The organism is Chryseobacterium sp. TB1-D10, from assembly GCF_059803555.1.
In genome coordinates, this window is the sequence record NZ_JAPFHB010000003.1 from 379,710 (window position 1) to 403,284 (window position 23,575).

The window sequence follows — 23,575 nt, forward strand, 5'->3', positions numbered from 1 at the left end:
TTTAATTATTGAAAAACTCCAAAACCGAATCCGTAATATACTTCAACTGCTCTTCGTCTAATTCAGTGTGCATTGGAAGAGAAATAACTTCATCCAATAATTTATCTGTATTCACAAAATCTGCAGGATCACTTTCCTGATAATAAGCTTTTTGCTTTCTAAGCGCAACCGGATAATAGATCATCGCAGGAATTTCTTTTTCAGTAAGATATTTCTGTAATTCGTTGCGTTTTCCGTTTGTGATTCTTAAAGTATATTGATGAAAAACGTGCGTGGAATAATCAGCTCTTTTTGGTCTAAGGATATTTTCGTTTCCGGAGAAAGCTTCATCATAATAATCAGCCGCTTTTCTTCTGGCTTCGTTATAAGAATCAAGGTTTGGTAATTTTTTTCTCAAAACCGCTGCCTGAATGCTGTCCAGTCTGGAATTAACACCAACTTCGTCGTGGTAATAACGCTCGTACATCCCGTGATTTACAATGCCTCTCAGTCTGTGAGCAAGTTCATCATCATTAGTGAAAATTGCTCCTCCATCTCCGTAGCAACCAAGATTTTTGGAAGGAAAAAACGAAGTCGTTCCCATTGTTCCCATTGTTCCGGATTTCTTTTCGGTTCCGTCTGAGAAAATGAAATCTGCACCGATTGCCTGCGCATTATCTTCGATGACGTATAAATTATGTTCTTTCGCGATTTTCAGAATTTCTTCCATATTTCCGCATTGTCCGAAAAGATGAACTGGGATTATCGCTTTGGTTTTTGGGGTAATTGCTTTTTTGACAGCTTCTGTATCGATTGTAAAAGTATCATAATCAACATCTACCAAAACTGATTTTAATTTTAATAAATGTATCACTTCTACCGTTGCAGCAAATGTAAAATCTGCCGTTATAACTTCATCACCTTCCTGAAGGTCTAAAGCCATCAATGCAATCTGAAGTGCATCTGTACCGTTGGCACAAGGAATCACGTGTTTTACATCCAAATAACTTTCCAGATCTGCCTGAAAAGATTTGACTTCCGGACCATTTATAAAAGCCGCAGAATCCATAACATTCAGAACTGCATTGTCAACTTCACTTTTTATTTTATAGTACTGGCTTTGTAAATCAACCATCTGGATTTTCTTCATAATCAAATATTTATTATTAAAATGCATTTGAAATCGTGATGAATACTATCTAAAATATTTTTTGAAAACGATTTCGAAAGCAAAAACATTATTTTGTAAATTTACATTTATTTATCAGTTTAAAAAATCAAAATCCCCGAAACGTGAGAAAAATCTTTACAATTTTATCGGTTAGCTTTTCTTTGATAGCAACGGCTCAAACCGAATTAGTTTTTGTTTTCTTCAAAGATAAACCGAACAAAGCTGCATTTTATTCAAACCCATTGGCGGAACTTACTCAGAAATCTCTTGACAGAAGAGCCAATCTTGGAATTGCACTTTCAGACCAGGATGCACCAATTGAACAGAGCTATATTAATAATATCAGGAATCTTGGATTTACTGTAACAGATTATTCCAAGTGGCTGAATGGTGTTGCTGTGAATGCGACTGCTGCTCAAATTCAAACTTTATCTCAGCAGACTTATGTAGACCACGTAGAAAGTTTTGTTAAAAACCCAAATGGTGGAAAGCGAAAAGAAAAAATTGAAAAATTCCAAGAATTTAATCAGGAATTTGCTAATCGAGATGGCTTGACAACTTTTAATTATGGCAGCGGAGTGAATCAAATCAATCAAGTTAATATCCGTGCACTTCACGTGGCTGGATTTACCGGAACAGGTATGACAATTGCTGTCATTGATACAGGTTTTCCAACGGTAAATACAGGAACTGCTTACAAAAGACTGCGTGATAATGGACAGATCAAAGGTGGATATAATTTCATTAATAAAAGTTCTGACATATATAATACTTCTTTAAATTCACACGGTTCTATTTGTCTTGGAACAATAGGCGGATATCTTGATAACCAGTTTGTGGGAAGTGCACCAGATGCAGATTTTTATCTTTATGCCTCAGAAGATGGTCCGAATGAAATCCCGGAAGAGGAACTCTATTGGATTGAAGCCGCTGAAGAAGCCGACAGAAAAGGCGTGGATGTGATTTCTACTTCACTGGGTTACACAGAATTTGATGATAGCCGATATGACTATACTTACGCAGATATGAACGGCACAACTTCCTTCATCGCAAGAGGCGCACAAATTGCTGCGGAAAAAGGAATTTTCTTAACTGTTTCTGCAGGAAATAGCGGAGCAAGTGCCTGGCATTACTTAGGAACACCTGGAGATAACGCAAAAGTTTTCACGATTGGTGCTGTTACAAATCAGGGGAATATTTCCGGTTTTTCTTCTTTTGGTCCAAATTCCGCAGGAGTTGTAAAACCGGACGGCAGCGCAAGAGGAACTGACACATATACCGTTTTTGGCAGTCAGGTAACGCAGGCCAGTGGAACTTCGTTATCAAATCCTTTGGCAGCTGGAGGCGTAGCCTGTCTTTTGCAATCGCTGCCAAAAACACTTTCGAGAGAAGAAGTCAAAACCAAACTAAGGCAAAATGCGTCTCTTTATCCAAATACCTCTCCACAAATGGGTTATGGCATCTTCAATTTTTATAAAACTTACCAGGCACTTGGTGTAAAAGATCTTCAGAAAATCCAGGTAAAAGTTTATCCAAATCCTGCAAAAGATGTCATTAATATTACTGCTGAAAAACCATTGCAATCAATCGAAATTTATGATGTTTTAGGAAGATTAATAAAAACAGAAACTAAAAATAATATCAATATTTCTCAACTTGCCAAAGGTAATTACCTTATCAAAATAAAAACAGGTAATCAGGAATTGATCGAGAAATTTATTAAGGAATAAAAATTGATTTAAAAAAAATATAGCCACTGAACTTTTCGGTGGTTTTTTTGTTTAGGATTAAATCATTTAATATTTTCTGTAAAGCATAATCAATTTTCAGATCACTACCATTCTTTTTTTCTATTTCTAAACTTTGTTCTTGGTATAATAATTCCATAACTTGTCTGTTCTAAAAGGAGATTCATCTAATGACGAATAAACAATTAAATTTCCAACAAGGATTTACATTCAGCAAACACGTTCCGGAAGAAATATCCAATTTCGACCGTGTTTTTGACGTGTTCAAAGACCTGTTGACACACACTTCGGGCGATATTGAAGAAGCATTTGACTGGCTCGATATGCTGGATAAAGAATATGATATTTTTACTGACGAATATACACTTGAGGATTTTGAAGAAGACCTCAGAAAGCGAGGTTATATCAAAAAAGAGGACGATTCCGAAGATGGAAATCAGGGAACCGGAAAAGGCAAAAATATCCTAACAGCCAAACTGGAAGCTGCCTTGCGTGAATATGCCCTAGACCAAATCTTTGGCAAACTAAAAAAAACTGGAATCGGAAATCATCGAACCAATAAAACAGGAATAGGTGATGAGCGCGATGGCGAAAACCGGAACTTCCAATACGGAGATGATCTATCAACCGTAAATATGACCGAAAGTCTTAAAAATGCTCAGATCAACAACGGAATTTCTGACCTCAGAATGACAGAAGACGACTTAATCGTAGAAGAAACAAAACACAAAGCACAAATGAGCACGGTTTTGATGATAGACATCAGCCACTCTATGATTTTGTATGGTGAAGACAGGATTACACCTGCGAAAAAAGTAGCAATGGCTTTGGTAGAATTGATCAACAGAAAATATCCTAAAGATTCTATCGATATAATAGTTTTTGGAAATGAAGCCTGGCCAATTAAGATCAAAGATCTACCTTATTTACAAGTTGGTCCGTATCACACAAATACAGTGGCAGGATTGGAATTGGCAATGGATATTCTCCGCAGAAAAAGAAATACCAACAAGCAGATCTTTATGATCACAGATGGAAAACCCAGCTGTATCAAATTACCAAGCGGAGAATTTTATATGAATAGTGTTGGTCTTGATGAAATGATTGTCGGACAATGTCTCAGCAAAGCTGTACAAGCGAGAAAGCTGAAAATCCCAATCACCACTTTTATGATTGCACAGGATCCTTATCTACGAAGATTTGTGGAAGCCTTCACTGCTCAGAATAAAGGAAAAGCTTTCCTGACAGGACTTTCAGGTTTAGGGCAAATGATTTTTGAAGATTACGAAAAAAATAGAATAAAGAGAATTTAATATAATGAAAAACGATATCACATTCAAGGAATTGAAAAATTCCGGTTACACAGATAAAACCATCAGTCAGGAAATTAAGGCTAATCTAATTGAAAAAATTAAAGCCAAAGAACCTGTTTTCGAAGGACTTTGGGGTTACGAAGATTCTGTAGTTCCTCAACTGAAAAAAGCGATTTTGGCTGGCCATCACATCAATCTTTTAGGTTTGAGAGGACAGGCAAAAACGAGAATTGCCAGAAGTATGGTCAATCTTTTGGACGAATATATGCCAATTGTAAAAGGTTCTGAAATTAATGACAGTCCGTTTCAACCAATTTCAAAATATTCGAGAGATCTAATTGAAGAATTGGGCGACGAAACACCAATTTCCTGGGTTCACCGTTCCGAACGTTTCTTTGAGAAACTGGCGACTCCGGATGTGAATGTTGCAGATTTAATTGGCGATATCGATCCAATCAAAGCTGCGACATTAAAACTTCCTTATTCCGACGAACGCGTTTTACATTACGGAATGATTCCAAGAGCGAACCGTTCTATTTTTGTATTAAATGAACTTCCTGATTTACAAGCTAGAATTCAGGTTTCTCTATTTAATATTTTGCAGGAAGGCGATATTCAGATTCGTGGATTTCAGTTGCGAATGCCTTTGGATATTCAGTTTGTGTTTACAGCAAATCCTGAAGATTATACCAATCGAGGAAGCATCGTAACACCTTTGAAAGACAGAATCGGCTCGCAGATTTTCACGCATTATCCAAAAACAATTGCGCTTGCAAGACAGATTACTGAACAGGAAGCTGCAATTTCAGCAGAAGACAAATCACAGATTCAAATTCCTAATTTAGCCAAAGATCTTTTGGAAGAAGTAGCTTTTGCAGCACGAGACAGCGAATACGTGGATGCGAAAAGCGGTGTCAGCGCAAGATTGACAATCAGTGCTATGGAAAACCTGATTGCAGCAGCAAAATTACGTCTGATTGAAACTGATTCTGATAAAACCTCAGTTCGTTTGTTAGATTTTATATCGATCATACCTTCCATTACAGGAAAAATCGAATTGGTTTACGAAGGCGAACAGGAAGGTGCGGATTATGTTGCGAAAATTTTGATTGATAAAGCTGTGATGACGCAGTTTGAAAGTCTGTTTCCACGAATTTCAAAACTTGATAAAGAAGGAATCAAAACGCCTTACACCGATTTAATTAAATGGTTTAATAAAAATCACCTTGAACTTAATTACACAGATACAGACGAAGAGTTCTATGCGAAACTCAACAGCATCAATCCTTTAGTAACCGTGGTTGAAGAAAATGTTTCAGAATTGAGTACAGAAGATCAGAATTTCTGTAAAGAACTGGTTTTATGGGCTTTGACGATCAGTAAAAAATTAGACAGATCGGAAAATTCTTCAGCTTATACTTTTGATTCTGCCGGAATTGGCCAGTTTTTGAGAGACTAAGAATTTCTTTATAAATCTTATTTTTAAATACAAAACCCTGCTTAGATGCAGGGTTTTTAGTTTTCAGCAGAATTTATTTCTTAGATTCTTCAACAGAAACTTTTCTGAAATCTTTGAACAATTTGCTCAGTTCCAAAGCAGCTTTTCTTGCTCTTGTTCCTGCAGCTTTGTTACCTTTTTCTGCTTGTTGGCTAGCTTCGTTAGAAAATGATTCAAATTCAGCATTGATTTTTTCAATAAGTTCTTTCATAAGTTTATTGTATAAAATATTAAATTGGATTGCAAATATAATGGTTTATCTCATTTTCTGCTGTAATTGTGAGATTAAATTACAATTTAACAAAAATTGAATTTCATTTTTAAGTATCAGTACAGTTCAGACAGTGCAGGATAATTTACTTTTACAATAATTTTAGATTGCGATGTATAATTATAAGTTCTAATATTAATTAAAATCAATAAAAAATGAAATTCATTAATCATAAAATAAAACTGCTGACTTTTGTTGCTTTTGGGTCAGGAATATTTTTGACTTCTGCACAATCACAAGTTACATCTCAACCAAAAACTGAGGCTTCAAAATCACAAGCCGGAAAAAAAATCCCTACCAATTTCAAATGGTCTGAGAGAATGCTACTTTCGGAAATGACCCGTTTCCCTGAATCCTGGATGCTTGATTTCAGTAAAAGCCCAAAATGGACTTATCCTGCTGCCATTGTTTTGGATGGCGCAGAAATACTTTATGAAAAAACAGGCAAAAAAGAATATTACGACTACGTCAGCAGTTTTGGAGAAAAATTAGTCAACGAAGATGGAACTATCAAATCCTACGAACTTGACAAATACAACATCGATCTTTTGAATAGTGGAAACGTATTGCTTTATCTTTATCAAAAAGAGAAAAAAGAAAAATACCTGAAAGCTTTACAAACGCTTCGTTCACAAATCGACGGACAACCAAGAACTTCTGAAGGTGGTTTCTGGCACAAGATGATCTATCCTCATCAGATGTGGCTGGATGGTTTGTATATGGGACAACCGTTCTATACGCATTACACCAAAGATTTCACGAAAGGTGCTGATGCGGAAAAAGCTTATGATGATATTGTGAATCAATTTGATTTGATTCAGAAACATTTGGTCGATAAAAAAACAGGACTACTCTATCACGCCTGGGACGAAAGCAAAGAACAGGCCTGGGCAAACAAAGAAACTGGATTGTCTCCAAATTTCTGGGGACGCGCAATGGGCTGGTACGGAATGGCGATGGTAGATGTGCTGGATTATTTGCCAAAGAATCATCCGGGAAGAGCGAAATTGATTTCTTACATAAAATCTTATACCGATGCGATCATCAAAGTTCAGGATAAAGAAAACGGACTTTGGTATCAGGTTTTGGATAAAACAGGAGAAAAAGGAAATTACACGGAAGCTACATCTTCAGCAATGTTCGTTTATACGATTATAAAATCTGTAAACAACGGTTATCTTCCAAAATCCTATAAAACTTATGCTAAAAAAGGTTACGATGGCATCATCAAAAACCTAATCACAGTAGATGAAAACGGCGTTGTAAATCTGAATAAATGCTGTGCAGTCGCAGGCTTAGGCGGAAAACCTTACAGAGACGGCTCTTACGAATATTACGTCAATGAACAAATCCGCTCCAATGATGCAAAAGGAACCGGACCTTTCATATTAGCAAGTATAGAATTTGAAAAATAATTAATTATATTTAAATTAATAACAATATTAAAATGAATAGAAAACTTACGGCTTTACTGCTTTTTTTATCATTAATGACATTCGCCCAGAAACCAACGCTATTTTTAATTGGCGATTCTACGATAGCAAACAAGGACAACCCCGATAAAAATCCTGAACACGGATGGGGACAAGTTCTCTCACAATTTTTCACAACCGGAATCGAAATCCAGAACCACGCAATGAACGGCAGAAGTTCCAAAAGTTTTCGGACAGAAGGCCGTTGGGACAAAGTAGAAAAACAATTGAAGAAAGGCGACTTTGTGGTAATTCAGTTTGGTCATAACGATCAGAAAATCAAAGATTCTACAAAATTTACCAATCCTTATACGCAGTACAGAGCTAATTTGGAAAGATATGTGAAAGAGACAAGAGCAAAAGGCGCAACACCAATTCTGATGACTTCCATTGTCAGAAGAGACTTCACTGAAAACGGTGTTTTGGTCGATACTCATAAAGAATATCCTTTGGTTGTAAGATTGGTTGCGGATGATATGAAAGTTCCTTTCGTTGATATGCAGCTATTGACAGAGCAAATGGAAATCTCTGCCGGCCCGGAAAAATCAAAATTGCTTCATTTGCATTTCAAAGCCGGTGAAGTTGAATATTATCCTAAAGATAAAGCAGACGACACCCATTTATCCAAACTAGGAGCAGAAACGGTTGCGAAACTGGCGACAAAATCTCTAAAAAACCTGAAAACAGGATTGGAAAAATACATCAAATAATTTTACCCTTTTAGTTTAATGACAATGAAAAAAGCCGCATTCATTTTATTAATATTAATTATAAATCTGACTTATGCTCAGGAAAAAATAATATTATGGTCAAAAGGTCAAATGCCAAATTCTAAAGGTTTGCAACTGAAAACGGAAGAAAAAGACGGAAGAATCGTACAAATAAAAGAAACCGAACTTTTTGCTTTTTTACCGCCGAAAGAAGAAAGGAAACAAATGGCTGTTATCATAATTCCTGGAGGTGGATATTACAAACTGACTTATGATTTGGGTGGTTATCAAATAGCTAAATGGTTCAATACATTGGGAATTTCAGCATTTGTACTGAATTACAGATTACCCACCTCTCCTGATCTTAAACAAAAAGAAATCGCTCCATTACAAGATGTACAGGCAGCTATCAAATATCTTAGAAAAAACGCCTCGCAATATGGCATTTCACCGGATCAAATTGGAGTTATAGGAACTTCTGCGGGTGGACATTTGGCCGCATCGGTTAGTAATATTCCAACAGATTATACAGAATTGAAAGGCGATTGGGAAAACATTCCCACGATTCCTGATTTTGCAATTTTGGTTTCGCCTGTCATTGATTTGGGAGAATTTGCACACCTTGGAAGCCGAAATAGTTTACTTGGCGAAAATGCTTCTCAAGAAAAAATCAGCGAATATTCTATGCAAAACCGAGTGACTGAAAAGACGCCGCCTACAATTTTGTTCCACGCTCAAAATGATAAAACTGTCCCAGTGATGAACAGCTTGCTTTATTATCAGGCAATGACAAAAAATAAGGTTAAAGGTGCATTATTCATATTTCCCGAAGGTGAACATAAAATCGGAATTACCAATAAAAGTGAACTCACAGATAATTGGAAAAAACTATGTTCAGATTGGCTCAAAACTTTATTCAATAAATAATTAATTATGCTAAAAATCGTTCGTCATAAAATTTTTCTACTCGTTTTCGGATTCATTTCATTGTCAGTTCAGGCACAGCAAAATTTAAAACTAATTTATGACAAACCTGCTGAGAACTGGAACGAAGCCTTACCAATCGGAAACGGAAGATTGGGCGCAATGATTTTTGGTGGTACCTCACAGGAACACCTTCAGTTGAATGAGGAAACTATCTGGGCAGGAGAACCTGGAAATAATGTTCCAAAAAACACATTCGACAGCATCCGGAAAATCAGAAAATTATTGAATGAAAACCAATTTGAGGAAGCACAAAAATTATCGAATACAACCTATCCCAGACAAGCACCAAAAGACCTGAATTACGGAATGCCCTATCAAACGATGGGCGATTTGTTTCTGGATTTCAAAGGTCACGATAATTTCAAAAATTACCATCGGACTTTAGATATAGAAAATGCAGTCAGCACGGTTTCTTACGAAGTCAATGGGGTAAATTTCAAACGGGAATTTTTTTCTTCATTAATTGATAATGTGATTGTTATTAAATTATCCTCCAGCAAAAAAGGAAGTTTAAACTTCAATATCAATGCCTCTACTCCACACAAAATTAATTCAATTTTTACTGATAAAAACCAATTAATCATCACCGGAACAAGTGGATCTGTTGACAATAAAATCGGGAAAATTAATTTTAAAACCATTGCTGTTCCTGTTCTACGAGGTGGAAAATTAACTTCGAAAAATGATCGACTGGAAATTTCGGGAGCTGATGAAGTTATTATTTATATTTCCATCGCCACGAATTTCAAAAAATACAATGACCTTTCGGCAAATCCTGAAGAGAGCGTTTTACAATATTTAAAATCAGTTTTAAACAAAAAGTATGATGTTGCATTGAAGGCTCACATCGAAAAATATCAGAAATATTTCAAACGTGTTAGTTTAAATTTAGGAACTACTGAACAAGCGAAGAAGACAACCGACATTAGAATAAAAGAATTTGGAAATTCGAATGATCCGGATCTGGTTGCTTTGTATTTTCAGTTTGGACGTTATCTTCTGATTTCCTCTTCACAGCCGGGAACGCAACCTGCAAATCTTCAGGGAATCTGGAATGATAAGTTAAATCCAGCCTGGGACAGCAAATACACAGTCAACATCAACACAGAAATGAATTATTGGCCTGCAGAAAATACCAATCTGAGCGAGATGCACGAACCTTTGTTTGATATGATTCAGGATTTGTCGGTAACAGGACAAGAGGCTGCCAAAGAAATGTACCATGCAAGAGGCTGGAATATGCATCACAACACAGATCTTTGGAGAATCACAGGCGTGGTGGACGGTGGTTTTTACGGAATGTGGCCAATGGGTGGCGCTTGGCTGACGCAGCATATTTGGAACCATTATTTGTACAGCGGAGATCTGGAATTTTTAAGGAAAAACTACGAAGTTTTAAAAGGTTGCGCCATATTCTACTTGGATGTTCTTCAGCAGGATCCTTCAAAAAAGTATCTTGTGGTTTCCCCTTCCATGTCTCCCGAAAATACTTACTTGAAAAATGTTGGAATTACTGCCGGAACCACGATGGATAATCAGTTGGTTTTTGATGTTTTTAATAATTTCATTAATGCTTCAAAAATTTTGAATGAAGATTCAAAACTTTCAGATGAAGTGAAAACAGCTTTATCCAAACTCCCTCCAATGCAAATCGGTCAACACGGCCAATTGCAGGAATGGCTTTTGGATATGGACAAAACCGAAGATAAACACAGACATATTTCACATTTATATGGATTATTTCCTTCCGGCCAGGTTTCGCCGTTTAGAAATCCCGAATTGGCAGAAGCTGCAAAAAATTCCATGATTTACCGTGGTGACAAATCTACAGGTTGGTCTATGGGTTGGAAAGTTAATTGGTGGGCTAGATTGTTAGACGGAAACTGGGCTTTTAAACTTATCTCAGACCAATTATCCCCTGCTCCTTTAGACAACAAAGGAGAGTCCGGTGGCACATATCCCAATTTATTTGATGCGCATCCACCTTTTCAGATTGATGGAAATTTCGGTTGTACATCAGGAATTGCAGAGATGTTGCTTCAGAGCTATGATGGTTATCTTTATATTTTACCAGCTTTGCCGGATGCTTTACCGAACGGCTCTGTAAAAGGTCTAAAAGCAAGAGGTGGTTTTGAGATTGATATCGATTGGAAAAATTCCAAGATAACAAAATTGATCATAAAATCCACTTTAGGCGGAAATGCAAGAATCAGATTGGCGAAGAATTCAAATTTGACATCGAGAACAAATTTGGTTAATGCAGTGGGTGAAAATCCCAATCCATATTATCAGGTTAACAGCATTAAATCACCTTTAAAATCAGACAAAGCAGCATTAAAAGACTTTCTGCTTCCTGAAACTGAATTGTTTGATTTTAAGACAGAAAAAGATGGTGTTTATACTTTTGAAATAAAATAATTTTCCTTTTTTGAAATTACAAAATCTTGTACAGACAGTGCAGGATAATTTTTAATCACAATACTTTTAGATTGCGATAGAAAGGAATCGTCCTAAAACTCATTAATTTAAATCACATGAAAAAATATATCCTTCTCTTATTAATATTTTTAATATCGAATTCACTCTCGGCTCAATATCAACCGTGGACTTCCGCTAAGCGACCTTTAAAAGAAATCAAAGCTTTAAAAAAGCAAATCAAAAAACCTGAATTCAGAAAAGTGGATTATTTGATTACCGATTTCGGAGCTGTAGGTGACGGAAAAACAAAAAATACCGAAGCTTTCAAAAAAGCCATCGAAAAATGTAATGCTGAAGGTGGCGGAAGAGTTGTTGTTCCAGACGGAATTTTTCTTACAGGAGCAATTTATTTAAAATCTAATGTCAATCTTCATTTAAGCGACGGTTCAACAATTTTATTCAGTCAGGACAGTAATGATTACCCTATCGTTTTCACCCGTTGGGAAGGAATGGAATGTATGAATTACTCCTCTTTAATTTATGCCTATGAAGAAGAAAACATTGCCGTAACCGGAAAAGGAACTTTGGATGGAAATTCAGATTTAGACAACTGGTGGTTCTGGTGTGGTGCTACAAAATATGGTTACAACACATCGCGTCCGGGAAGACAAAACCCTGCGAGAGCGAAACTTCACGAATATATGGCCAACAGAACGCCAGCAAGAGAAAGAATTTTTGGGGACGGATGGTATTTAAGACCGAATTTCGTTCAGCCTTACAAGTCTAAAAACTTTTATATGGCGGATGTTTTGGTAAAAAATTCTCCGATGTGGAATCTGAATCCTGTTTTGTGTGAAAATGTTTTAATTGAAAGAGTAAAAGTAATCAGCCACGGACCGAACAATGATGGTTTCGACCCTGAAGCCTGTAAAAATGTCTGGATTAAGGATTCATATTTTGATACCGGAGACGACTGTATCGCTATCAAATCCGGAAGAGATGAAGATGGAAGAGATATCGGAAGACCTGCCGAAAACCACATCATCGAAAACTGCGAAATGAAAGACGGTCACGGCGGTGTTGTGATTGGAAGTGAAATTGCAGGCGGTGCGAAAAACATTTACGCCATCGGAAATGTGATGGACAGCAAGAATCTTGACCGTGCTTTAAGAATTAAAACAAGCTCAAGCCGTGGCGGAACGATTGAAAATGTGTTTTTCTACAACACAAAAGTGGGTGCTTACAAAGAAGCGGCCGTGCGTTTCAATATGCATTATGAAAAGCCTGGAAATCACATTCCTACTATCAGAAATATCTGGGTTGAAAATCTAACCGTCGACAAAGGCGGTAAATACGCCGTATTTTCTGACGCTTACGAATCTTCGCCAGTAACCGATTTTACAATGATTAATGCTAAAATGGTGGGCGTTCAGATTCCTTACAAAGTGGATTATCTGAAAAATGTGACTTTAAAAAATGTAACCGTTAACGGACAGCCATTAACTGAGTTAAAACCATAAAATGCGAAGAAAAACCATTTTCGCCGGACTTCTGGTTTTGTCGGCATTCTCACTCTCCTATTCCCAATCGAAACATTGGCAGAATAACGAGCGTGAACTGCATTACAAAGAAGACAAAGGCGATTTTTTATTGGTCAATGGAAAATACAGATTCAACCGTGCGCTGTATGGCGATAACCGTGCTTCACGAGTGGAAGCAGGAGATTTACCGGAATTCGCAGTGTATCTTCCGGGAATGGGCGGGAATCTTCAGTTTGTCATTCAGAAAGGAAATTCTATTAAGAAATTAATTCAGGCTGATAAGATTGAAACCCGTTACCGACCGGGTTCAATGCTGTATGAAATCAAAGACCCCATTCTTGGAACCGGAATTCTAAAATTGACGGTTTTGGCGCAGGTTAATGAAGAGGGTTTGGTTTTAAAAATGGAAACTGTGAATGTAGATTCTTCAACAAAAATTTACGCAGTTTATGGCGGTGCGAGCGGAACGACTTTCAGCAGAAACGGCGACATCGGTGCAGACCCGGAATCCGGTTTTTATCTGTTGCCTGAATATTGTCTGAACAATCAGTTTCAGTTGAACAAAAATCAGTTTCAGCTCAATTATTTAAATAAGAAAAAAGAAACTCAAACGGTCAACGGAAGTTTTTCGAATGTCAATTCATTACAACAAACTGATGCGACGACTTTAGAAAAACTTACTGAGTTTACTCGAAATAAAACGGATAAATCTCCGATTGTTTACGCTTCGTATTCTTCACAAAAACAACCGTTTTACATTCAGGTTGCCAAAGGAAAATCTGATAAGAATTTTTCAGACGAAGATTTGAAAAACATTTTCAATGACGCTGAAAAATCCCGTTTGACATTAACGAGCAGAATTCAGCTAAAAACTCCGGATGCAGATTTAAATAATTTCGGAGCCAATTTAGCGGTTGCCGCCGACGGAATTTGGGAAAGTCCGACCTTTCTTCACGGTGCAGTGGCGTGGAGAATGCGGCTAAATGCGTGGCGTGGCGCTTACACAGCAGATGCATTGAGTTGGCACGACAGAGCGAAAGAACATTTTGAAAGTTATGCCAATTCGCAGGTTTTAAAACCCGATTTTGCACCTGTAGAAATGGACACGATGCGACATCTTGCCCGACACGAGGAAAAAATGGGAACTTCTGTTTTTTCAAGCGGATATATTTCCAGAAATCCGAATGACAACACAAAACCGCACCATTACGATATGAATCTGGTGTTTTTTGACCAGATGTTTTCGCATTTCAATTACACAGGCGACAAAGAATTCCTGAAAAAAATGTGGCCGACAATGGTTCGCCATATGGATTGGGAAAAACGGAATTTCAAACGTGGCGATTTGTATGATGCGTACGCAGCGATTTGGGCGAGCGATGCACTGCAATATTCGGGTGGAAAAGTGACTCACACGTCAGCTTATAATTACAGAGCCAACCGTGAAATGGCAAAACTGGCGAAAATCATTGGCGAAAATCCTCAGCCTTACGAACAGGAAGCGGATGCGATTTTAAAGGCAATGAAAAACCAGCTTTGGATAAAAGAAAAGGGTTATTTTGCCGAATACAAAGATGCTTTGGGCAATCAAATTGTTCACGATAAACCGGGAATCTGGTCGATTTATCACGTTTCCGACGCGTTTATTCTCAATGAATTTGAAGATTACCAAAACTTACAGTACATCAATCATCACACGCCAAAAATTCCGATTACGGTAAAAGGTGCGGATAATAAAGACTATTTTACTTTGGCGACTACGACTTGGCAACCGTACGACTGGTCGATTAACAATGTGGCTTTGGCGGAAAATTTACAGACCGCTTTGGCGTATTGGCAAGCAGGAAGAAGTGAGGATGCATACCAACTTTGGAAAGGAAATTTGGTGGAGTCGATGTATTACGGCATCAGTCCGGGAAATTTTGAACAGCTTTCTCATTACGATGCTTTCCGTGGCGAATTGTACCGTGATTTTGCTGACCCGATTGGTGTGGCATCAAGAACTTTGACGGAAGGACTTTTCGGGGTATATCCGAATTTACTGGAGAATAAAATCAGCATCAAACCTGGTTTCCCGAAAGACTGGAATTCTGCCGAATTGAAACTTCCTGATTGGGATTATCAGTTTACCAGAACTTCAAAAAAGACTGAATATTTATTTAAATCAAAATATCATAATCCGGTGGCGTTGGAAATGCAGATTCCTGTCAATTATTCCAACATCAAATCGGTGAAAGTGAATGGTAAAAAAGTGGATTGGAAGATTAAACCAAATTCCATTCTGCAACCTTTTGTTCAGTTTGAAACACCGAAAGGAAAAGATTTTAAAATTGAAATCAACTATTCCAGAGAAGAAATTAAAACCGAGCAAACCGATTTTGTCAATTATATTTCAGAAAGTCTTCAGTTGAATTTTGATTCAAAAAAGAAAATTAAACAAGTTTACGACCCGCAAGGTTTAATTAAAAATTCCCCTCCTTTGGAGGGGTGGATTCGACCGAAGGGAGAAGACGGGGTGGTTAATCAGGTAATCACATTAGATAATAAAGAAAGAAAAGGAACTTTCTTTGTTCAGGTAGAGCAAAATGGAACAACCTGGTGGCAACCTGTGAATGTTGATATTCGTTTTCCTTTGGAGACAAAATGGGTGAATAAACAACTTCAGGTTCAGTCAAAATCATCCAATCCAGTTAATGGAAAACTATCTGTTAATGGATTAAACAAAACTTTTTCGATTCAAAAAAATCAAAATAGAATAATTGAAATTCCGACGAATGTTTTGAGTAAAGGAACTAATTCAATAGAACTTGATTACAACGGAATCAAGCAAAATATTGAAATCACAGACTGGGAAATTGAGAATCAAGGTCAATTCAACAACATTTCATTAGCTTCAAAATACAATGAAAAAGTAACTGAGATTTTCAACCAAAAATACCTATCACCAAGACTCGAAGTTCCGACTTTGCAGCTTCCGTGGCAGGGAATCGGAAACTGGTGTTATCCGTTAATCACCGCTCAAATCGATGACAGCGGATTGATGAACAAAAGAAAAGAAGGCAAAGTTGAGTTTCTTGGAATTCCTTTTTTAATTGATAAAACAGATAAAAATATTGCCTTTGTAAGTCAGTGGGATAACTATTCAGACGCTCTTGAAATTCCAATTTCAGGAAAAGGAAAGAAAATCTATTTTCTGATGGCAGGAACTACAAATCCGATGCAGTCGCAGATTGTGAATGGAAAAATTACCGTTCAATACGTTGACGGTTCGACAACCGAACTGGAGCTGAAAAATCCGACGAACTGGTGGCCGATTGAGCAGGATTTGTTTGATGATAATTTTGCCTTTGAAATTCCGGATGACAAAATTCCGTATCGCGTGAAACTGAAAACCGGAGAATTGTATAAAGGCGGAACTTTAAGCAAATATTCAAGCATTAAAGGATTTACAGACCGTCAGGTAGATGGTGGTTCTGCAACGATTTTGGATTTGCCAATTGATGTGAATAAAGAATTAAAATCAATAAAACTAACGGCCGTGAGCAATGATGTGGTGATAGGAATGATGAGTGCGACGGTTTTGAAATAAATTTAAAATCAATAGGGACGGGCTTTAGCCCGTTCTGAAAAAATAATTATTCATTGGCTTTAGCCAAAAATCTAAACTAAGTTTGGCTAAGCCAATGATTATTAACATTCATAAAATAGGCTAAAGCCCATTTCTATTGATAAATATTCGAAAATAACAATCAAAATGAATGATGTGCTATTTTGATACGAGAAATGTCGCAGCCCGACTTGAACGGAAATCCTTTTGCGAGGAGGAACGACGAACAAAAGATTGAGAGTGGAAGGCGGAAATGTCTGCCATAAAAAAAAATTAACATTCGAGGTAATCAATAGCTGCCCAGAATAAAATATAACATTGAACAAATTTATTTACTGAAATAAAAGAAAAATGAAAAAAATTACAATATATCTAGGGATTTTCCTGATGGGATTTTCTTCAGTGAATGCCCAGAAAATCGACCGGAAAAAGGTCGTTCAGCGACATAATATTGTCAACACAAAAGCCGATACGCTTTCCACATTTACGGTTGGAAACGGAAAGTTTGCCTACACTGTTGACATCACCGGAATGCAGTCGTTTCCTGAATATTACAAAAACGGAGTTTCTCTCGGAACCCAGTCTGAATGGGGCTGGAATAGTTTTCCAAATAAAGAGAATTATAAATTTGAGGAAACTTTAAAGCCTTACGATTTCAATAATGACGGAAGAAAAGCTTTATACTCTGTTCAAATCAAAGAACCGGAACGCAACAAAAAGGCAGTTGAATATTTCAGAGTCAATCAACATCGTCTGCAACTCGGAAATATCGGGATTGAACTGACGAAAAAAGACGGTCAGAAAGCAAAAATTTCAGATTTGACCAACATCAATCAGAAAATTGATTTGTGGACGGGAATTATTACAAGTGAATTTTCTTTGGAAGGAACTCCTGTAAAAGTTTGGACAGCTTCTTTCCAAAATTCAGATAAAATTGGAGTTAAAATTGAGTCTGATTTAATTAGTCAAAAAAGATTAAAAGTTTTTGCACGCTACCCTTCTCCTACAGGACAATTCTTGGATGATGCCGCTTTTTATGGAAATGAAAACGATCACATTACAAAAATTATTTCATCAAATTCAACTCAGGGATTGATCGAGCATAAATTGCGGACTGCGGATTATTTCACTCAGCTTTATTTTACAGATGGAAAATTAAGCGAATCCGGAAAGCACAATTTCGTTTATGAACCTTCCTCTAAAAGCAAAATAATAGAACTAAGTGTTGAGTTTTCAGCCAAAAATATTAAAAGTAGCAAAAGTTTATTCGCTGATGCTGAAAAAGAAAGTACTTCTGGCTGGAAAAACTTCTGGGAAAGTGGTGCTGCTGTTGATTTTGAAGGAAGTACAGACCCAAGAGCCAATGAGCTTGAAAGAAGAGTTGTCTTATCTGAATATTTAACGAAAGTTCAGTGTGGTGGGAGCAATCCACCTCAGGAAACAGGTTTGACTTTCAACAGCTGGTACGGAAAACCACATACAGAAATGCATTGGTGGCACGGCGTTCATTACGCTTTGTGGGGAAGACCGGAAATTTTGGAAAAGCAACTAGACTATTATTTCAGAACTTTTGATAAAGCCAAAAAATTAGCAGAAAGACAAGGTTACAAAGGCGTTCGTTGGATTAAAATGTCTGATAATGATGGAAACGAAAGTCCGTCTTCAGTTGCTGCATTTTTGATTTGGGAACAGCCACACCTCATTTATATGACCGAACTTTTATATCGTAGTAACAAGGACAAAAAAGTTTTGGAAAAGTATAAAGATTTGATTTATGCAACCGCAGATTTTATGGCAGATTTTGCGACTTATGACAAAGAGAAAAATCGCTACAACTTAGGAAAAGGAGTCATTCCGGCTCAAGAAGTTTTCCCAGCAAAAGATACTTACAACCCGACTTATGAAGTGGCATATTGGGATTGGTCATTGAGAATCGCTCAGGAATGGAAAGAAAGATTGGGACAGCCGAGAGATAAGAAATGGGATGATGTTATCAATAAACTGGCACCGCTTCCGATTCAGGATGGTGTTTATTTATCGACAGAATCGGCAAAAGATTCATTTACCTTTCCAAAATGGATGACCGACCATCCTGCAGTTTTGGGTGCATTGGGAATGGTGCCTGAATCTCCAAAACTGGACAAAAAAATAATGAAAAACACCCTTGATATCGTTTGGGAAAGATGGAATTGGGAACACACTTGGGGTTGGGATTTTCCGATGACAGCGATGAACGCAGCAAGATTAGGACTTCCGAATAAAGCGTTGGACGCACTTTTTATGAAAATACAGACCAATACTTATCTGAAAAACGGACATAATTTTCAAGATGGAAGACTAAGAATTTATCTTCCAGGAAATGGAGGAACTTTGGCAGCAGTTGCGATGATGCTTGAAGGTTGGGACAGCTCGACTGGAGAATTCCCTGGTTTTCCGAAAGACGGAACCTGGAAAATAAAAGCAGAAGGTTTTAAAAAGATGCCTTAAAAAACATTCATATTTTAGTTAGGGGTCTGTCAGAAATGGCAGGCTTTTTTTATGATCGTTTTTTTCAAAAATTAAATTGATAAACTGCACAGTAAAAATTCTGTTAAAAACGAAATGAGCGTAGATTCTAATAATCCTTCAGATGCTATGATGACAAGCAAAATTTGTAATAATTATCTAAATATTGAAATTTATCTCAACAACGTAATTCATAAATAATTACTTTTATATTTTATTATTAATTAAAAAAATTCTATATAAAAAAAAATTACAATTATTATTTTACTAATTTTAACAACGATTAAATTTCACATTCAGATCAACATAAATTTTGTACCTTTTCTCGACTAATAATCAATCTATAAATTTATTATTTTTAAAATCGGGAAGATTATCTCCTACTTGAAATCATGGCTGAAACATTTGAAATCAATATTAATGAAAACTCCAGAGTTCCTAAATACAAACAAATTGTAGATTCTATTCTGAATGGAATTGACGGCGGAGAAATTAAAATTGGAGAAAAAATTCCGTCAATAAACGAACTCAGTGAATCGTGTTTTCTTTCGAGAGATACCGTTGAAAAAGCCTATAAAGAACTCAGAAAAAGACAAATAATAGAGTCTGTAAAAGGAAAAGGCTACTATATTTCACGCATTAATAAGAATGATGTCATCAATATTTTTTTTCTGATCAACAAGCCGAGTACTTATAAAATGATGATTTACGATTATTTTGTTAATGCCATTGGATCAAAAGGAAATGTTGAAATGTACATTTATCATTGTGACGAGACACTTTTCATCAATGCTTTGAAACGAAATTTGGGAGGATTTGATTATTATGTTGTGATGCCTCATTTTCGTGACGATCAGTCCAAACACACCAGTTCTACCCAGGAAGTCATTGATATGATTGAGAAAATCCCGAAGAATAAATTGGTCATGCTTGATAATACAAAACCGAATATTTCAGGTGAATATGGTTCTGTTTTTCAGGATTTTGCACGTGATATTTACAATGCTCTGAAGGAAGGCCTTGACAAAATCAGAAAATACGAAAAAATTATTCTGGTTTATCCGGATAAATCTATCAATCCCTACCCTTTCCGAATTGTACGTGGTTTTGAGAAATTCTGCAAGGAGTTCAAACTGGATTATGAAATTCTGGACGAAATTTACCCCGATATGGAACTGCAGGAAAAAGATATTTTTGTAACAATTCAGGAACGTGATCTGGTAAATTTGGTAAAACAAATCAGACAGAAGAATCTGAAACTGGGCCAAGATATAGGAATCATTTCTTACAACGAAACGCCTTTAAAAGAATTATTGGGAATTACTGTAATTACGACAGATTTCAAAGCGATGGCTGAATCTGCGGCTTATATGGTTCTGAAAAACAAGAAAGAACAGGTAAATAATGTTTTTAAATTTATTGAAAGAGAATCGTTGTAGTAATGTCGCTCCTACGGAGCTTTCTCATATTGGATAATTATTATTCTATAAACATATTGCTCCTACGGAGCTTTATCCCAAATCTAAATAAAAAACGAGCTTTATAAAAAACCCGTTTCATTAGAATAAAATTATTAAAACAACTATATTATTTTACCCTAAAATTCTGTAATTCAGTTGTCTCATTACAACAAAGTTGCTCCATCACTTGTCGGAACTGCATTTTCAGCATTTCAATAATATGATCGCCGCCTTTCTCACCTAAAGCACCGACTGCATACATAAACGTTCTTCCCATAAATGTAAACTCTGCCCCGCAACTCAATACTCGAGCAACGTCCGGACCGGTTCTTACACCGCTGTCCATCATTATTTTGATTTGATCTTTATACTTTTCACTGATTTCTTTGACTACTGAAATCGTTGATTCTCCCGCGTCCAATTGTCTTCCGCCGTGATTGGAAATGATCATTCCATCAAATCCTAAACGTACAGATTCAGCAGCATCTTCGTCAGAAGCAACACCTTTGATAACTAATTTTCCTTTCCATTTGTCACGAATCGCTTTGATTCTATCTGAATTAAGTCTTCCGGAAAATGTAGAATTCATGAACTGTCCGAGCTGTTTCACGCCCATATTTTTGTCCATATATTTATCCATCGTGGCAAAGCTTGGAACGCCTTGTTTCAGCATTTCTAAGCACCATTGTGGTTTTACCATCGCCTGAGAAACCGTTCGTAAATTCAATTGAGGCGGCATTGCGAGACCATTTCTGATTTCCTTTGCTCGGTAACCAAAAGTCGGAACGTCTGCCAAAACTACCAAAACATCATAGCCGGAATCTTCACATCGTTCAAGAATATCATCTCGCAGCCATTCTTCTCTCGGATGATACAATTGATACCAGGCTTTTCCCTCCGTTAATTCAGCAATTCTTTCGATGCTGCTTGTCGTAACGGTACTTAGAATGAAAGGAATGTTATGTTTGAAAGCTGCTTTTGCCAAAATTTCCGGCGCATTTGGCCACATTAAACCTTGTAATCCAACAGGCGAAATCCCAAACGGCGCTGAATATTTAACGCCGAATAATTCGGTTTCCATATTGGCTTCACGGTAATTATCCTGAAGATATTGAGGACGAAGCAAAACGTCTCTTAATTCACTCGTATTTCTGTCACGGTTGATATTCTCATTGCAGCCACCATCCAGATATTCGAAGGCAAAACGGGGCATTCTTTTCTTAGCTTTTTCGATCAGAAGTTCTAGCGAAGCGTAATTGGTATCAAATGGAAATGACATAATTGTTGGATGTTTGATGTTGGGTGATGGATGTTTGATGTTCGAAGCTGAATAATAATTGATAATATTTCTTTAGACTTCCAGCATCTGACTTCCGGCTTCCAACAAAATTTATAAGTTAAGAATTAGTGGTTGAAGCACTTTCATCTGATAATGCTGTTGTAGAAATGTTTCGTCAATTTTCTTGTTCGAAATGACCATCGATGCTCCCAAAGCCGAACCAAGCGGCGAATGCGTTGACATCACATTATAATGCTGAAAATGATGCGACATTAGTTTCATAAAAACGTCATTATCAGTAAATCCACCGTCAATATAAATCGTATCAATTTCTGAATTGCCGATGGCGTTTTTGATCGTGTGAATCTGAAGATCCATTAATTCTATCATTAACTGATGATAAGCTTCTTCAAAAGTTGCAAAAGATTTGAGATCGGTTTCATTGATCATTTTTCGTTTCAGGATAATGCCTTCGAAACGGAAATAGACCGCCTTGTTTTTCATTAAATTTAAATATAATTCCTGATCAAACTCCAGTTCTCTGTGGGCGCCATATTCTTTTCCGTAATAGGCACAAAGTTTTTCCACTTGGATTCGGTATTCATTTCCCATAAAGAACCGGGAAGCTTTCACACGTTTCCCATCGATCCGCATATAATTTAAGCAGTTGTTTTCGATATCTTCATCCGTCAGACTTTCATCATTAAAAGGATTCAGGGAAATACTCCATGTTCCTGTTGATAATAGTAAAAACGGATTTTTCTTGCTTAAAATATAAGGCAACAATGCCGACGAACTGTCGTGAATTCCAACACCGATTTTAATTTTTTTGTTTCTGTAAGATGTATTCATACTAGCCGAAGTCGGTACGATTGGCGGCATCAAAACATCGATTTCTTCTTCATAAACCCAATCGTGGTAATCGCCTTTGTCATAATCCCACAAGTTGGTGTGACAGCCGATTGAGGTAAATTCCGAAACGCAAATTCCGGTAAATAAGTACGATAAATATTGAGGTAAATGAAGACTGTAACGGATTTTGCTGAAAACTTCCGGATGTTTGTATTTTAACCAGAATAATTGCAATCCGGAGTTCAACATTCCTGCCTGAGGTGATGCTGTCTCTCGTGCAATTTTTAGTTTGTCGCCGTGTTTTTGGTAGAATAAATCGAGAATATCTTCGTCGATTGGTTTGGTGTAATTGTATAAAGGTGTCAGCACATTTCCCTTGTGATCCAAGTGTACGAAACTAGCTCCGTAAGTGGAAAAATTGATGGCTTTTACATCGAAATTTTCATCGTCAAGAATCGCATTGAAATTATCTTTGATCCAGTTTTGAAGTGCCGCAAGATCTTCTGTCGGATAACCGTCTTCGTCCGTTGTGAGCGGTAATTCTGTGTATTCCCTTACAACTTCCTTGTAATTTTTATCAAATAAAAAAAACTTTTTGTTGGTTTTTCCAATATCAAATACGATGGTAACCTTTTTTTTGGACATTCTTGCAATAAGTTAATTGTTGGATGACAGAATAAGATTTCTTAGGTTTGAATTTAAGCTTATTCTATCAAATTAATGATCATTAAAGGAGTGTTTAGATATCAAGAAAATCATTACTT

16 protein-coding genes are annotated in these 23,575 nt (G+C 36.8%); 11 read left to right on the plus strand and 5 right to left on the minus strand.

Features of this window, described 5'->3' with window-relative positions:
* Position 1: 1 nt before the first annotated feature.
* The gene (locus OPU68_RS06325) at positions 2–1,129 is read right to left on the minus strand and encodes a DegT/DnrJ/EryC1/StrS family aminotransferase (RefSeq protein ID WP_498473157.1); all 1,128 of its coding nucleotides are present in this window, start codon (positions 1,127–1,129) and stop codon (positions 2–4) included.
* A gap of 143 nt (positions 1,130–1,272) precedes the next feature.
* Here OPU68_RS06325 and OPU68_RS06330 point away from each other — a divergent pair, with 143 nt between their 5' ends.
* A complete protein-coding gene (locus tag OPU68_RS06330) occupies positions 1,273–2,880 on the plus strand; it encodes a S8/S53 family peptidase (RefSeq protein WP_498473158.1) in 1,608 nt (535 codons plus the stop codon).
* Here the strand turns inward: OPU68_RS06330 and OPU68_RS06335 are convergent.
* Positions 2,870–3,037: a hypothetical protein gene (locus OPU68_RS06335; RefSeq protein ID WP_498473159.1), complete on the minus strand. Its 168-nt coding sequence runs from the start codon at positions 3,035–3,037 to the stop codon at positions 2,870–2,872. The genes OPU68_RS06330 and OPU68_RS06335 overlap by 11 nt on opposite strands.
* A 31-nt stretch (positions 3,038–3,068) precedes the next feature.
* Here OPU68_RS06335 and OPU68_RS06340 point away from each other — a divergent pair, with 31 nt between their 5' ends.
* Together OPU68_RS06340 and OPU68_RS06345 are read left to right on the plus strand one after the other, a co-directional pair.
* On the plus strand, positions 3,069–4,211 hold the full coding sequence (locus tag OPU68_RS06340) for a vWA domain-containing protein (RefSeq protein ID WP_498473160.1): 1,143 nt from the start codon (positions 3,069–3,071) through the stop codon (positions 4,209–4,211).
* Positions 4,212–4,215: 4 nt separating this feature from the next.
* A complete protein-coding gene (locus OPU68_RS06345; protein WP_498473161.1) occupies positions 4,216–5,670 on the plus strand; it encodes a sigma 54-interacting transcriptional regulator in 1,455 nt (484 codons plus the stop codon).
* Positions 5,671–5,743: 73 nt separating this feature from the next.
* Here OPU68_RS06345 and OPU68_RS06350 read toward each other — a convergent pair whose 3' ends face one another.
* Positions 5,744–5,920, minus strand: coding sequence for a BF3379 family histone-like protein (locus OPU68_RS06350; RefSeq protein WP_498473162.1), 177 nt, complete (start codon positions 5,918–5,920; stop codon positions 5,744–5,746).
* Positions 5,921–6,135: 215 nt separating this feature from the next.
* Between OPU68_RS06350 and OPU68_RS06355 the strand changes: the two genes are divergently transcribed.
* From OPU68_RS06355 to OPU68_RS06390, 8 genes are all read left to right on the plus strand, one after another.
* Complete coding sequence (locus OPU68_RS06355) at positions 6,136–7,395, plus strand: glycoside hydrolase family 88/105 protein (RefSeq protein ID WP_498473163.1); 1,260 nt, start codon at positions 6,136–6,138, stop codon at positions 7,393–7,395.
* Between the two features lie 32 nt (positions 7,396–7,427).
* Positions 7,428–8,162, plus strand: a complete 735-nt coding sequence (locus OPU68_RS06360; protein ID WP_498473164.1) for a rhamnogalacturonan acetylesterase — start codon at positions 7,428–7,430, stop codon at positions 8,160–8,162.
* Between the two features lie 24 nt (positions 8,163–8,186).
* A complete protein-coding gene (locus tag OPU68_RS06365; RefSeq protein ID WP_498473165.1) occupies positions 8,187–9,089 on the plus strand; it encodes an alpha/beta hydrolase in 903 nt (300 codons plus the stop codon).
* A gap of 6 nt (positions 9,090–9,095) precedes the next feature.
* Positions 9,096–11,567 (plus strand): glycoside hydrolase family 95 protein, encoded by a 2,472-nt coding sequence (locus OPU68_RS06370; RefSeq protein ID WP_498473166.1) that lies wholly within the window; start codon positions 9,096–9,098, stop codon positions 11,565–11,567.
* Positions 11,568–11,683: 116 nt separating this feature from the next.
* On the plus strand, positions 11,684–13,087 hold the full coding sequence (locus OPU68_RS06375) for a glycoside hydrolase family 28 protein (RefSeq protein ID WP_498473167.1): 1,404 nt from the start codon (positions 11,684–11,686) through the stop codon (positions 13,085–13,087).
* 1 nt (position 13,088) lies between these two features.
* Positions 13,089–16,697 carry a DUF4450 domain-containing protein gene (locus OPU68_RS06380; protein ID WP_498473168.1) on the plus strand — a complete coding sequence of 1,203 codons (3,609 nt, stop codon included), beginning with the start codon at positions 13,089–13,091 and terminating at the stop codon, positions 16,695–16,697.
* Between the two features lie 369 nt (positions 16,698–17,066).
* On the plus strand, positions 17,067–19,202 hold the full coding sequence (locus OPU68_RS06385) for a hypothetical protein (RefSeq protein WP_498473169.1): 2,136 nt from the start codon (positions 17,067–17,069) through the stop codon (positions 19,200–19,202).
* Positions 19,203–19,612: 410 nt separating this feature from the next.
* A complete protein-coding gene (locus tag OPU68_RS06390; protein WP_498473170.1) occupies positions 19,613–20,659 on the plus strand; it encodes a GntR family transcriptional regulator in 1,047 nt (348 codons plus the stop codon).
* A 148-nt stretch (positions 20,660–20,807) separates the two neighbouring features.
* On the opposite strand, the gene OPU68_RS06395 is transcribed toward OPU68_RS06390, so the two are convergent.
* A complete protein-coding gene (locus tag OPU68_RS06395) occupies positions 20,808–21,959 on the minus strand; it encodes an alpha-hydroxy acid oxidase (RefSeq protein WP_498473171.1) in 1,152 nt (383 codons plus the stop codon).
* 111 nt (positions 21,960–22,070) lie between these two features.
* Positions 22,071–23,456 (minus strand): FGGY-family carbohydrate kinase, encoded by a 1,386-nt coding sequence (locus tag OPU68_RS06400; RefSeq protein WP_498473172.1) that lies wholly within the window; start codon positions 23,454–23,456, stop codon positions 22,071–22,073.
* Positions 23,457–23,575 lie beyond the last annotated feature (119 nt).